This window comes from Streptomyces sp. NBC_00236 (assembly GCF_036195045.1).
Classification (GTDB): domain Bacteria; phylum Actinomycetota; class Actinomycetes; order Streptomycetales; family Streptomycetaceae; genus Streptomyces.
In genome coordinates, this window is the sequence record NZ_CP108100.1 from 5555097 (window position 1) to 5568838 (window position 13742).

The 13742-nt window shown below is 71.3% G+C and carries 13 protein-coding genes; 4 read left to right on the top strand and 9 right to left on the bottom strand.

From position 1 onward, the window contains the following. Nucleotides 1-193: 193 nt before the first annotated feature. From OG446_RS25180 to OG446_RS25195, 4 genes are all read right to left on the bottom strand, one after another. Nucleotides 194-658 (bottom strand): hypothetical protein, encoded by a 465-nt coding sequence (locus OG446_RS25180; RefSeq protein ID WP_328896169.1) that lies wholly within the window; start codon nt 656-658, stop codon nt 194-196. 60 nt (nt 659-718) lie between these two features. Beyond that, nucleotides 719-1945, bottom strand: a complete 1227-nt coding sequence (locus OG446_RS25185) for a phage baseplate protein (protein ID WP_328896170.1) — start codon at nt 1943-1945, stop codon at nt 719-721. Between the two features lie 202 nt (nt 1946-2147). Next, complete coding sequence (locus OG446_RS25190; protein WP_328896171.1) at nt 2148-2705, bottom strand: TetR/AcrR family transcriptional regulator; 558 nt, start codon at nt 2703-2705, stop codon at nt 2148-2150. Nucleotides 2706-2720: 15 nt separating this feature from the next. After that, on the bottom strand, nt 2721-3299 hold the full coding sequence (locus OG446_RS25195; protein WP_328896172.1) for a sugar O-acetyltransferase: 579 nt from the start codon (nt 3297-3299) through the stop codon (nt 2721-2723). 78 nt (nt 3300-3377) lie between these two features. Here OG446_RS25195 and OG446_RS25200 point away from each other — a divergent pair, with 78 nt between their 5' ends. Continuing rightward, a complete protein-coding gene (locus tag OG446_RS25200; RefSeq protein WP_328896173.1) occupies nt 3378-4574 on the top strand; it encodes an MFS transporter in 1197 nt (398 codons plus the stop codon). Nucleotides 4575-4626: 52 nt separating this feature from the next. Here the strand turns inward: OG446_RS25200 and thrS are convergent, their stop codons facing one another. The 3 genes from thrS to OG446_RS25215 form a co-directional block, all read right to left on the bottom strand. Beyond that, nucleotides 4627-5925, bottom strand: coding sequence for a threonine--tRNA ligase (thrS, locus tag OG446_RS25205; RefSeq protein ID WP_328898408.1), 1299 nt, complete (start codon nt 5923-5925; stop codon nt 4627-4629). 120 nt (nt 5926-6045) lie between these two features. Next, a complete protein-coding gene (locus OG446_RS25210; RefSeq protein WP_328896174.1) occupies nt 6046-6801 on the bottom strand; it encodes a class F sortase in 756 nt (251 codons plus the stop codon). Between the two features lie 156 nt (nt 6802-6957). Continuing rightward, nucleotides 6958-7728: a hypothetical protein gene (locus tag OG446_RS25215; RefSeq protein WP_328896175.1), complete on the bottom strand. Its 771-nt coding sequence runs from the start codon at nt 7726-7728 to the stop codon at nt 6958-6960. Nucleotides 7729-8131: 403 nt separating this feature from the next. Here OG446_RS25215 and OG446_RS25220 point away from each other — a divergent pair, with 403 nt between their 5' ends. Continuing rightward, entirely contained in the window at nt 8132-10147 is a 2016-nt protein-coding gene (locus OG446_RS25220; protein WP_328896176.1) for a translation factor GTPase family protein, read from the top strand. Nucleotides 10148-10233: 86 nt separating this feature from the next. On the opposite strand, the gene OG446_RS25225 is transcribed toward OG446_RS25220, so the two are convergent. Continuing rightward, the gene (locus tag OG446_RS25225; protein ID WP_328896177.1) at nt 10234-11073 is read right to left on the bottom strand and encodes a transglutaminase-like domain-containing protein; all 840 of its coding nucleotides are present in this window, start codon (nt 11071-11073) and stop codon (nt 10234-10236) included. Nucleotides 11074-11077: 4 nt separating this feature from the next. Further along, entirely contained in the window at nt 11078-12079 is a 1002-nt protein-coding gene (locus tag OG446_RS25230) for a GNAT family N-acetyltransferase (protein WP_328896178.1), read from the bottom strand. A 117-nt stretch (nt 12080-12196) separates the two neighbouring features. Between OG446_RS25230 and fdxA the strand changes: the two genes are divergently transcribed. After that, nucleotides 12197-12517 (top strand): ferredoxin, encoded by a 321-nt coding sequence (fdxA, locus tag OG446_RS25235; RefSeq protein WP_018956287.1) that lies wholly within the window; start codon nt 12197-12199, stop codon nt 12515-12517. A gap of 120 nt (nt 12518-12637) precedes the next feature. Beyond that, entirely contained in the window at nt 12638-13732 is a 1095-nt protein-coding gene (gene dapC / locus OG446_RS25240) for a succinyldiaminopimelate transaminase (protein ID WP_328896179.1), read from the top strand. The last annotated feature ends 10 nt before the right edge of the window (nt 13733-13742 follow it).

The following is a 13742-nucleotide window of genomic DNA, read 5'->3' on the forward strand; positions in this document are numbered from 1 at the left end:
ATCCAACCCCTCCAGGCGCAACAATTAACGCCAACAGAACGGCAATTGGCCCGTTCTGCGCTCAGTTAGGAGTGCGGTTGCCTTCAGGAGATCGAGAGATCGCCCAGCCGGGTGCGCCTGCCTTTCGGCGCCGGCGACCCGGCCGGTTCCGGCATGCCGCCCGCCGTCACCGGACGGGCGGCGCCGAGAGGCCTCAGGCCATGACGACCGAGTAGCTGTCCAGGGTGACCCAGGTGATGTCGTTCGAGGCCGTGGCGCCGAAGACGGTGATCTTTCCCGCGGTGTTGACCTCCACCCGGCAGGAGTTGATGCCGACCGAGTTGTTGCGCGGGCAGACGCCACGCGTCGTCTTCGGCACGGTGATGGCCGCGGGCAGGGTGCCGAGCACGGTGTCGCCCGTGAAGGCGCAGGTGAATCCGCCGCGCATCTGCAGGAAGTCCGTGCCGGCGATCTTCACCACGCGGGCGGCCGGGACGTCGGCTGCGGCGGTGGCGCCCGCCGCGAGGACGAGCGGCTGCCAGTCCTGGACGACGCTGATACCGCCGGGCACGTCGGCCGCGGCAGCAGGGGCGGCGATCAGCGGGGTGCTGACCGCCGCTGCGGGAACGGCCACGGCGGCGGTGAGCAGGGCGCGGCGACTGGTAAGGCTCTGGGACATGGCTGATCCTTCGGGATCGTGGAAGGTTGACGGGGCTGGGCGACGGGTGACGGGCGACCGTCAGAGCCAGGCGGCCGAGAAGTTGTCGAGGTCGATCCAGGAGATCCTGTTGTCCGCGGTCGGGCCGAACACCGAGAGCTTCCCCGTGGAGTTGACCTCGACCCGGCAGACACAGCGGCCGTCGTGGTTGTTGCGGGTGACGACGGCCCGGACCGTGCGGCTGGGCGTCAGCACCGGCGGGAGCTGCGCGAACTGGCCCTCGGCGGTGAGGTCGCAGTCGAAGCCGCCGCGGAGCTGGAGGTATGTCGTCCCGGCCAGGTTCACCAGGCGCCCGCGCGGGCTCATCACGCCCGTCTGCGCCGTCACTCCGGACACGGGTGCGATGGCGGTCCAGTCCGTCAGCAGCTTCACGCCCTGGACCGGAGCATCCGTGGAGAGGAAGCAGATCGTCTCCTCGCGCGGCGTGGTGTGACTCCCGCTGAAGCCGAAGAGCAGCCGTGACTCGTCGCCCATCGGCTCGATGCACAGGCCCTCCGGCTCCCTGCGGTCCAGCCCCGGCACGGCGGTGATGTGCTGGGGCCCTGCCACGACGGAGCCGTCCGACCAGGAGAGGGCGGTGAGATGGGCGTTGTTCATGTCGGGGCTGCCCGTGTAGAGGTAGAGGTACTCGCCGAGCGACGCGAAGCCCTGGAAGGTGTCCCAGAGCGTGGGGACCTCGGTCTTCGACGGGTGCGGGATCGTCCTGGTCGCGGTCCAGGTGACCTCACCCGTCACCGGGTCGATCGGGTACTGGCTGAAGAAGTAGCCCTGGGCGGTCTGGTACCTGACCGTGAGGCGCTGGTACACGGGATCGACGTTCGGAGCGGTGAAGCGGGCATCCGCCGTGGGCCGGAACGGCGTCGAGACGACGGACGACGTCATGCTGACCGTCTGCCCCGGCAGATAGGGCACCCGGGCGACGCGCGTCCCGAACTCCTTGTACAGCGGCCCGGCTTCCGTCCACAGATACGTTGTGCCGCCGATGTGCTGCGCACCGACCTGATAGCCGTGACCGAAGCCGTTGAGGTGCATGTAGTCGATCGGGCGCCCGGTTGCGCGGTTCATGCGGTAGACGCACAGGTTGCCGTACTCCAGGGCATCCCGGATCTGCACCACGAAGAGATCGTGCGTGACCGGATCGACGGCCATGGCCTGACCCGCGCGCGTGTGCGTTTCATGGTCGAGCGGCGTGCCGCTGAGAATGCGGCCCCAGGGGCCTGCCAGGTCTATGAGGTCTGAATGTGCCACGAAGAAGATCCCTCCCCTGCGGCCCGGTGCGGACCGCACGTCGGTGATCGTAAACGGTTCTCCCTGGTACGGGACGTGCGTTCTCCCTGGCCGGCGGGGGCGGGAAGCGGCCGTGGACGCGTGTGCGGACGAACGAAGCGATCACCTGACCGGCACCTTGGTCAGGTGGGGTGCCGGCCAGGAGTTCTGGGGAGGGCGCGCGTCAGGAACGCGCGCCGGGGGCCCGGGTGATGCGGGCGATCGCCTCGGTCGTCAGGGCCCGGTCGTGGGGCTCCGTCTCCAGGGCGCGATGGATGGACAGGCCCTCGATCAGTGCGTCGAGCTGACGTGCCGTCGCCGGGTCGAAGTGCCATTCGAGGGCGACGCGGCTGCGGCGCATCCACTCCCGGGTCAGTTCGCGGTAGGCGGGCTTGCGGGCGGCCAGGGTGTACAGCTCGTGGGTGAGGACGAGCTCGCGCTGGTTTCCGCCCGACAGATGGTGGACCAGACCGGCGACCGCCTCCCGCGCCTCGTCGGGCGTGGTGGCCGCGCCGAGGCGCTCCTCGAAGACGGCGACGATGCTGCTGGAGAAACGCGTGAACGCCTCCCGCAGCAGCTCGTCCATGCCGCCGAAGTGGTACGTCATCGAGCCGAGCGGCACACCCGCACGTGCGGCGACCTTGCGGTGCGAGGTCCCGGCGACCCCTTCCTCCGCGATCAGATCGAGCGCGGCGGTGATGATGCGCTCCCGCCGCTCGGGGTCGTTCTGTCCGGTCGCCACGGTGTTTCCTTCTGCCTAGATCGAACGGATCACCCGGGCCGGGTTGCCGACCGCGACCACGTTGGCGGGGACGTCCTTGGTCACGACGGCTCCCGCGCCGATGACGCTGTTCTCCCCGATGGTCACCCCGGCCAGCACGATCGCGCCGCCGCCCAGCCAGACATTGTCGCCGATGGTGATCGGCCGCGCCGCCTCCAGCTTGTCCCGGCGCGGCTCCGGCTCCACCGGGTGGGTGGGGGTGAGCAGCTGGACGTTCGGCCCGATCTGGCAGTCGCGGCCGATCGTGATCGGGGCGACGTCCAGGGCGGTGAGGTTGTAGTTGATGAACGTGTCCTCGCCGACCGTGACGTACGAGCCGTAGTCCACGTACAGCGGCGGCCGGATGTGCGCACCGGCGCCGAGACCGCCCAGGAGTTCGGCGACCACGGGCTGTGCGGCGTCGGGGTCCTCGGCGTAGGCCGCCAGATACCGGGCGGCGAGGCGCACGGCGCGACGCTGGGCCTCCACGATCGCCGGGTCGTCGGCGATGTAGAGGTCCCCGGCGAGCATCCGCTCGTGGTTGGTACGCGGGTCTCCCGCGAAGTGGTCCGTCATGGGTACGAGCGTACACTCCAAGGGCGTACGTTCGTACGCTCCTGTTGAATCCCCTCCTGGACTGCCGAGGACCGCTTCATGGATGCCGCCACACGCCGCCGGCGTGCCGCCCTCTTCCTTTTCATGCTCGCCGCCGGAACCGGCATGGCCTCCTGGGTGGCGCGCACCCCGGCGGTCAGGGACGGACTCGACGTGTCCACGGGTGCGATGGGTCTGGTGCTCTTCGGACTCTCCACCGGTTCGATGGCCGGTGTGACCTCGTCCGGTCCGCTCGTCCGCCGCTACGGGGCCCGGGCCGCCATCACCGTCGGTGCGGCGCTGATCGTCGCCGGGCTGCTGGTCGTCGCGGCGGGCACGAGCCTGGCGCTGGCGGGCGGGGTCTTCTGCGGACTGGCCCTGTTCGGCGGCGGGATGGGGCTGGCCGAGGTCGCGTTCAACATCGAGGGCGCGGACGTGGAACGGGTCATCGGCCGGCCCGTGCTGCCGGTGCTGCACGGCTGCTTCAGCCTGGGCACCGTGATCGGGGCGCTGCTGGGCATGGCGCTGACCGCGGCCGCGACACCGGTCGGCCTGCACCTGACGGCCGTCTCCCTGCTCGTCGCCACCGCCGCGGTCCTGGCCGTGAGGGCGCTCCCGCACGGCACGGGCAAGGAGGCGGCCGGTGCCTCGGGACCCGGCGGATGGCGGGGCCAGCTGGCCGTGTGGCGGGACCGGCGGCTCGTCCTCATCGGGGTGATCGTGCTGGCCATGGCCTTCGCGGAGGGGGCCGCCAACGACTGGCTGCCGCTGCTCATGGTGGACGGCTACGAGGTGAGCGCCACCGCCGGCTCACTGACCTTCCTGGTCTTCGCCGTCTCCATGACCCTCGGCCGCTTCGTCGGCAGCCCCCTCCTGGAGCGCTTCGGCCCCGTCCGGGTCGTCCGGATCAGCGCGGTCGTCGCCGCGGTGGGCCTGGCGGTGGTGATCGTTTCACCGAGTCCGGCGATGGCGGGAGCGGCCGCGGTGCTGTGGGGGCTGGGCGCCTCGCTCGGGTTCCCGGTCACCATCTCCGCGGCGGGTGACCACCCGAGCGACGCTGCGGCACGGGTCGGCGCGGTCTCCACCGCGGGATACTTCGCCTTCCTCGTCGGCCCGCCTGCGCTCGGTTTCCTCGCCGACCACGTCGGACTCCGGCTCACGATGACGGTCGTCCTGGCCCTGCTGGTCGTCGCGTCCACGCTGGCCGGTGCGCTCGCCACCGCCCGCCGCACCGACCCGGAGCCCGTACCGAACTAAGGGCTGTCGTCACACCGCCGTCGCACGACAGACGGCGGTGTGACGACAGCGCCTAATCCCAGAGGCCGGTGCTGTGTGCCGCGATCAGTGCGCCGATCCGCTCCAGCATCTCCGGGGCCGGCAGCGGATCGAGGCGGCGGCCGTCCCGCAGGCGCAGCGCCACCAGCCCGTCCGCCGCCTCCGCAGCGCCGATGACCACCTGGTACGGCACCAGCCGGGCCTCCCGGATCCTGGCCCCCAGGCTGCCGCGCTCCCGGCCGGAGACCTCCGCGCGCAGCCCGAGCGCGGCACAACGTCCGGCCAGGGCCTCGGCGTTCGGCTGTTCGGCGTCCGAGACCGGCAGGATCGCCAGCTGCACCGGTGAGAGCCAGGGCGGGAACGCGCCGCCGTGCTGCTCGATGAGGTGGGCGACGGCCCGCTCCACGCTGCCGATGATGCTGCGGTGCACCATGACCGGCCGGTGTTTCGCCCCGTCCGCGCCGATGTAGTGCAGATCGAACCGCTCCGGCTGGTGGAAGTCGACCTGGACGGTCGACAGGGTCGACTCGCGGCCCGCCGCGTCGGCGACCTGGACGTCGATCTTCGGCCCGTAGAAAGCGGCTTCGCCCTCGACGGCCTCGTACGGCAGCCCGGACGCGTCGAGGACCTCGGCCAGCAGGGCGGTCGAGCGCTGCCACATCTCCGGCGCGGCGACGTACTTCCCGCCCGGCCCCGGCAGTGAGAGCCGGAACCGGGCCGGGCGGACCCCCAGCGCCTCGTAAGCCCGCCGGATCATGTCCAGCGCGGTCCGCGCCTCCCCGGCGACCTGGTCCGGGGTGCAGAAGATGTGGGCGTCGTTCAGCTGGATGGCCCGGACCCGGGTCAGCCCGCCGAGCACCCCGGAGAGCTCGGAGCGGTACATGCCGCCCAGCTCGGCCATCCGCAGCGGCAGCTCGCGGTAACTGTGCGCGCGGGACCGGAAGATGACCGCGTGGTGCGGGCACAGGCTCGGCCGGAGCACGACCTGTTCGCCGCCCAGGTCCATCGGCGGGAACATGTCGTCGCTGTAGTGCGACCAGTGCCCCGAGATCTCGTACAGCTCCCGTTTGCCGAGCACCGGCGAGTACACGTGCCGGTAGCCCGCCAGTCGCTCGGCGGTGCGGATGTACTCCTCCAGAGCGTGCCGCAGCGCCGCGCCGTCCGGCAGCCAGTACGGAAGTCCCGCGCCGATCAGCGGGTCGGTGTCGAACAGCTCCAGCTCGCGGCCGAGTCTGCGGTGGTCGTGCATGGCGGTCTCCTCGCGTACGGAGGGCGAGTGACCGCAAGCGGAAGCCCCGGGGCACTCGCCCCGGGGCTTCGGACTGGTCAGCAGTCAGCGCGCCGGGACACTCTCCGGCGTCGTCGTCATCACAGCGCGCTTGTTCACGCGGCGGACGCTATCAGGGGTCCGCGGTCCGTCGCACGGGGATTTCCGCCGGGGGAGCACGTCGGCTCACCCCTTCTTCGCCGAGTCGAGGTGCGCGAACACCACGACGTTGTCCACGTAGTCCTTGGCCTTCTTGTCGTAGGTGCCGCCGCATGTGATCAGGCGCAACTGGGCGTCCGGGGTGTCGGCGTAGACCCGCTTGTCGGGGAACTTCGCCTTGCTGAACGTCTCGACGGTGTCGACCTTGAACGTGGCCACCGTGCCGTCCGTACGCGTGATGTCGACGGTCGCCCCGGGCCGCAGGAACCGCAGTTGGAGGAAGACGGCAGGGCCGGTCATCGTGTCGACGTGGCCCGCGACGATCGACGCGCCGCGTTCGCCGGGTGTCACGCCGCCCTTGAACCAGCCGACCAGGTTCGTGTCGTTCGGGGGAGGGGCGTCCAGGCGGCCGGAGGCCCCGATCGACAGCGGGGTGAAGGGGGCGTCCACCGCGATGGCGGGGATCCTCAGCCGCTTAGGCACGGAACGGCCCAGGGCCGGAGCGGCGGTGGGGGTGGGAGAGGGAACGGCCTGGCGGGGGACGGCGGCGGCAGGTGAGGAGGCGGGGGCGGCAGGGGCCGGGGTGGCGGGGGCCGGGGCGGCGGGTGCGGCGACTGCGAGCGGGGCGGGTGGTTTGTCGTCGGCCGAAGGGCCGATGGAGTTGTAGATGAGGAGCATGCCGAGCCCGGCCACGGCGGCGGGCCAGAGCAGGGCGCGGCCGAGGGAGACGGTGTCGGAGGCAGTCCGGGAGGAGGAGGAACCGGGCGACTGCGGGGCGGCCATGGGAATGTGCCTTTCGTCCGTACGGGGGCGGGGCGGTGCGGTGGTGGGGGCGGGCTCGGTGCGGTGGGCGCCCCGGGGAAAACGAAGGCGCCGCGGCCGCCGTCCGGAGGGACGGCGGCCGCGACAGGAATGCGGCCGGCTCGCGGTGCGGCCGGGTCAGGCCATCGCGCCACCCGTCGCCTGACGACGGCGCAGCTTGTACGCGCCGACACCGACACCACCGAGCAGCAGCAGCGAACCGGCCGCCAGGCCGCCGCCGGTCATCGCCATCGCGCCACCGCCGGTGTGCACGCCACCGCTGGGCTTGTCCTTCTTCCAGCCCTCGTCGCTCTTCTCGGTCTTCGACGACGTGTCGGACTTCTCGGCCTTCTCCGTCTTGCCGGCCTCGTCGCTGCCCGGCTGCCACTCCTTGGTCACCGTCATCGACATGGCACCGCCACCGGCGTGCATGCCGCCCTCGGGCTTGTCCTTCTTCCAGTCGGAGTTGCCGGCCTCGTCGTCCTTGCCGGGCTGCCACTCGGTGACGGTCTTGGCCAGGGCGCCGCCGCCGGTGTGCATGCCGCCGTTGGGCTTGTCCTTCTTCCAGTCGGAGTTGCCGGCCTCGTCGTCCTTGCCGGGCTGCCACTCGGTGACGGTCTTGGCCAGGGCGCCGCCACCGGTGTGCACGCCGCCGTTGGGCTTGTCCTTCTTCCAGCCCTCGTCGTCCTTGCCGGGCTGCCACTCGGTGACCGTCTTGGCCAGGGCGCCACCGCCGGTGTGGACGCCGCCGTTGGGCTTGTCCTTCTTCCAGCCGCCGTCCTCGCTGCTGGAGGACGAACCGCTGTCGTGCTCCCAGTCGCCGGTGGTCATGGCGTACGCGGAGGGAGCGGTGATCGTGAGGACCGCCGTGACGGCGGCCGTGGCGAACAGTGTGCGGGCAGAGCGCATCTGAACACGTTTCCTTTCGTCGCGACTGCGAGGAGTGACGGAGTGTCGACTCTGAGTGGCGCAGTCGCTACGTGATCCACCGTCAGCCCGGAGTCCGGGGCGCGCCATCGGGGAGCTCCGCATTGGAGCTACGGCGTGGGCTCATCGAGTGGCGAAGAACGGATAATCACCCGTTGGACGGCACGGCGCGCCGGGGAGAGGTTTGGCCGCGGCCCGATCCCCCGTTCGCTGACAGGGCCTCACCGTGCGGCAGCGCGTACGGCTCCGGTAAATGGGTTGCACCGCCGGCTCGCCCGCTGTTCTACTCGCCGCATCAGCCGACAGGACCAGGAGAAATCAATGCGCGGATCTCGCATGTTCGTCTCGACGGGAATTCACCCCACCGCTGACCACATGGAGATCCGTGCACACGCTCAATCTTGGAATTCTGGCGCATGTCGACGCCGGTAAGACGAGTCTGACCGAGCGGCTGCTCCACGCCGCCGGAATCATCGACGAGATCGGCCGCGTCGACGACGGGAACACACAGACCGACTCGCTCGCACTCGAACGGCAGCGCGGCATCACGATCAAGTCCGCCGTCGTCTCGTTCGCCCTCGACGACGTCACCGTCAACCTGATCGACACCCCCGGCCACCCGGACTTCATCGCCGAGGTGGAACGGGTCCTGAGTGTGCTCGACGGCGCGGTGCTGGTCATCTCCGCCGTGGAGGGCGTCCAGGCCCAGACCCGGGTGCTGATGCGTACGCTCCAGCGCCTGCGCATCCCCACGCTGATCTTCGTGAACAAGACCGACCGGGCCGGAGCCCGGTACGCGCAGGTGCTGCGCGAGATCACGGAGAAGCTCACCCCGCACCCGGTCGCCAGGGGACCGGCCGTCACCGGCCTCGGCACCCGCGAGGCCCGCAGCGTGCCGTACGCCGACGACGACCCCCGGTTCACGGACCGGCTCGCCGATCTGCTCACCGAGCACGACGACGGCCTGCTGGCCGCGTACGTCGAGGGCGGCGAGGAACTCGTACCGGCCCGGCTCAAGGCGGCACTGGCGGAGCAGACCCGGCGGGCCCTGGTCCACCCCGTCTACTTCGGCTCGGCCGTCACGGGCGCCGGTATCACCGCCCTGACCGACGGGATCAAGGAGTTGCTGCCCGCGGCCGGGAACGACGCGGACGGGCCGGTCTCCGGCACCGTCTTCAAGGTCGAACGCGGCCGGGCCGGCGAGAAGCTCGCCTGGGTCCGGATGTTCTCCGGGACCGTGCGCACCCGCGACCGGCTGGTGTTCGGGCAGGGCCCGGGCGCCGTGTCCGAGGGCAAGGTGACCGGTATCCGGGTCTTCGCCGACGGCGCGGACACCGACACCGGGTCGGTGGGCCCGGGGCGGATCGCGAAACTCCGAGGACTCGGGGACATCAGGATCGGTGACGCGGTCGGCGACATCAGTGCGGCGGCCACCGGGCACCACTTCGCCCCGCCGACGCTTGAATCCGTGGTGGAAGCCGCTCCGCCCGCCTCCCGGGGCGAACTGCATTTCGCTCTCGCGCAACTTGCCGAGCAGGATCCGCTGATCAATCTGCGGCAGGACGACATCCGTAAGGAAGTGTCCGTATCGCTCTACGGTGAAGTGCAGAAGGAAGTCATCCAGGCGACACTCGCGGACGAATTCGGAATCGACGTCACCTTTCGCGGAACCACGACCATCTGCCTGGAAAAGCCGTCGGGAACCGGATCGGCTTTCGAGATCATCGACAAGGACGACAACCCCTTTCTCGCGACGGTCGGACTGCGCGTCGATCCCGCCCCGCCCGGCAGCGGGGTCACCTACCGGCTGGAGGTGGAGCTCGGATCCATGCCGTACTCCCTGATGAGAGCCGTCGAGGAGACCGTCGCCGAAACGCTCGGACAGGGCCTGTACGGCTGGCGCGTCACCGACTGCACGGTCACGATGACGCACTCCGGCTACTGGCCCCGGCAGAGCCACTCGCACGCCGTCTTCGACAAGTCCATGTCAAGCACGGCCGGTGACTTCCGCCTGCTGACCCCGCTGGTCCTGATGGCCGCGCTCCGGCAGGCCGGAACCACGGTGTACGAGCCGATGCACCGCTTCCGGGCGGAGCTCCCGGCCGACACGCTCGGGCCGCTCCTGCCGGTCCTCGCCCGTCTGCGGGCCGTCCCGGGGCCGCCGTCCGTCGACGGCGCACGCTGTGTACTGGAGGGCGAGATCCCGGCTGCCCGGGTGCACGAACTCCAGCAGCGGCTGCCGGGGCTGACCCGCGGCGAAGGGCTGCTGGAGACCGCCTTCGACACCCACCGCCCCGTCACTGGCACCGTCCCGCAGCGCTCACGCACGGACCACAACCCGCTCGACCGGAAGGAGTACCTGCTGCACACGGTGAGGCGGGCAGGCGGCGGACCGGAGTGAGAGGCTGCCCGGCACCGTCAGTTCAGCATGGCCCCAGGCTGCCCGGCGCCGTCAGTTCAGCATGGCCCCCAGGCTGCCCGAAGCCGTCAGTTCAGCATGGCCCGGGCCGCCCGCGCACTCCCGCGCACCGCCTCCGCGGCGGCCGGATCGACATCCGCGACCACCTGCGCGTACTCCTCCATCTCCGCCGCCCCGCGCAGGAACTCCCCGCCGCGGACCAGCAGCTGGGCCCGCTCGTAGCGCAGCCGGGCCGGGTGCGACGGCAGGAGCAGGGACAGCTCCACCGCCCACAGCGCCACGTCGTTGCGCTCCGGGCGGGCCGCCGCCCACGCCCGGATGTTGTTCAGGATCCGCAGCACGGTCTCCAGCGGCTGCGCCGGCACCAGCATCGACGCCTCCAGCGACTGCCCGGTCGCGCCCGCCACCAGGAGTTCCGCGTCCTGACCCGTCAGCGGCCGCCCACCGGCGAACGGATCGGCCAGCACCCGCTCCGCCGGATCCCCGAAACCGACCACGAAGTGGCCCGGCAGCGCCACCCCGTACACCGGGGCGCCCGCCCGCCGGGCGACCTCGATCCACACCACCGACAACAGGATCGGCAGCCCGCGCCGCCGCCGCAGCACTTGGTGCAGCAGCGAGGACTCCAGCCGCTGGTAGTCCGCCGAAGCGCCCTCGAACCCGTACCGCTCACCGAGCAGTTCGGCCAGCGCCGAGGCCCAGGCACGGCCGTCGCGCAGCCCGTACGGCAGGAGACCCGCGAGCCGGTCCAGCTCGATCTGGGCCGCGTCCATGCCGTTCGCGTCCAGCGCGGGATCGGCCTCCGCGCCCAACAGCAGGCAGAGCAGCGCAAGATCCGGCCGCTCCGCCCGCGCCTCCTCGGCGAACCGGCGGTGCAGCTCGTCCTTGTCGTGCCTCTCGGGAGCCATCGGGCTACGCCGCCCGGAAGTGGTGGTACAGGTGGTGTGTCGCGAAGCCCATGCCGTCGTACAGCGCACGGGCACCCTCGTTGTCCGCCTCCACCTGGAGCCACGCGGCCGACGCGCCCTCGTCCATCGCCTGCCGGGCCAGCGCGGTCATCACGGTGGTGGCGAGCCCCCTCCTGCGGTGCTCGGGAGCCACCTCGACGGCCATGAAACCGGCCCACCGCCCGTCCACGACACACCGCCCGATCGCGGCCGGCGCCTCGTCCCCCGCCTCGCCCGGCACGGTCGCGAACCACACCGACGGGCCGCTGCCCAGGACCGCGGACACCTGCGGGCCCGGCGTCCCGACGCGCTGGTAGCGGGCGAGCCACATGTCGTCCACCGTGCGGCCGAGCCGCACCCGCGACACCTCCGCGGCCAGGTCGCCGATCGGGGCCAGCGCGGCGATCCGCACCTCCGCGGTCACCTCCCGCCGCCACCCGTGCCCCTCCAGCGCCGCGCACAACTCCTCCTGCGCACCCTCGGCGCCGGTCGCGGTCTGGATGTACGGGGGCAGGCCCCGGTCGCCGTACCACTGGCTGACGCGCCGGAGCGCCGCGTCGAGCGGCATGCCCGGATCTCCGAGCGGCAGCACGGAGTTGGCGCGCCGAGTGAACCCGCCGGCGGCGCGCAGCAGCCAGCCGCCCAGCGGTTCGCTCTCCACCGGCTGCCAGGCGCGTGCGCACACCCGGGCGAGTTCGGTGAAGGTGGCCGCGGGGCCGCGCCTGCGGGCCGGAGCGGCCGGTACGACCTTGCCCGCCACCAGGGACGACTCCGGGATCCGGACGGACTCACCACTCTTCGGTGTGACCGACAGCACACCCGTGTTCCAGGATGTGAGAACACCGACCGTGTCGGTGAATTTCGGTCCCTGGGTGCCGTCCTCGGTCAGGCGCCGGACTGATACCCGTTTGCCCACGTCAGCCGGTGCAATTCGGACCTCCAGCCGTCCGCCCATGGTGAATTCCACAGCTCTGTCCGCCCCTCCTGTTCGGATCGTGCCCGGGAACGGAGATACTAGGTGCGGGCATCGACGACGCCGCGCTCCCGCGCGAGAGCCAACGCCCTACCGAGGAGGAACGACAGCGTGACCTACGTCATCGCGCAGCCTTGTGTCGACGTAAAGGACAAGGCCTGCATCGAAGAGTGCCCCGTCGACTGTATCTATGAGGGCCAGCGGTCCTTGTACATCCACCCGGACGAGTGCGTCGACTGTGGAGCCTGCGAGCCGGTCTGCCCGGTCGAGGCGATCTTCTACGAGGACGACACTCCGGAGGAGTGGAAGGACTACTACAAGGCGAACGTCGAGTTCTTCGACGACCTCGGGTCGCCGGGTGGTGCCTCCAAGCTGGGTCTGATCGAGCGCGACCACGCGTTCATCGCCGCCCTGCCGCCGCAGAACCAGTAACAGCGCCCCGGCACGTGCGTCGCCCCGGTCCCGTACGGCTCGTCACCGTGCGGGACCGAGGTGTTTCCCGCAGCCCCTCCGGGTCGCCGGCGTGAACCCCGTACGAGAAAGCAGAGATCCGTGTCCGCAGTCTCCTCCCGTCTCCCGGTCTTTCCCTGGGACAGGCTCGCGCCCTACAAGTCGACGGCCGGCGGCCACCCGGACGGCATCGTAGACCTGTCCGTGGGCACGCCCGTCGACCCGGTGCCCGAACTGATCCAGCAGGCGCTCGTCGCCGCGGCGGACAGCCCCGGCTATCCGACGGTGTGGGGGACGGCCGCGCTGCGTGACGCCCTCACCGGCTGGGTGGAGCGCCGCCTGGGCGCCGTCTCGGTGACGCACGAGAACGTGCTGCCCGTCGTCGGCTCCAAGGAGCTCGTGGCGTGGCTGCCGACCCAGCTCGGCCTCGGCGCCGGTGACAAGGTCGCCTACCCGCGGCTCGCCTACCCGACGTACGAGGTCGGCGCCCGGCTGTGCGGTGCCGAGCCCGTCGTCTACGACGACCCGACCGACCTCGATCCGGCCGGACTGAAGCTGCTCTGGCTCAACTCGCCGTCCAATCCGACGGGCCGGGTCCTGGCCAAGGACGAGCTGACCCGGATCGTCGCCTGGGCGCGCGAGCACGACGTGCTGGTCTTCAGCGACGAGTGCTACCTGGAGCTCGGCTGGGAGGCCGAACCGGTCTCCGTGCTCCACCCGGACGTCTGCGGCGGTACGTACGAGGGCGTCGTCGCCGTCCACTCGCTCTCCAAGCGCTCCAACCTCGCCGGCTACCGCGCCGCCTTCATCGCGGGCGACGCGGCCGTGCTGAGCGAGCTGCTGCTGATCCGCAAGCACGGCGGGATGATGACGCCGGCCCCCGTCCAGGCGGCGACGGTCGCCGCGCTCGGCGACGACCGCCACGTGGCCGAGCAGCGCACCCGGTACGCGGACCGGCGCACGGCCCTGCGCACGGCGCTGGAGGCCCACGGGTTCCGCATCGAGCACAGCGAGGCGAGCCTCTACCTCTGGGCGACGCGCGACGAGCCCTGCTGGGACACCGTGGCGTACCTGGCGGAACTGGGGATCCTGGTGGCGCCGGGAGACTTCTACGGGCCGGCGGGCGACCGCTTCGTGCGCGTGGCGTTCACGGCGACCGACGAGCGCGTGGCTGCCGCGGTCAAGCGACTGGGCTGAGCCGCCCGTA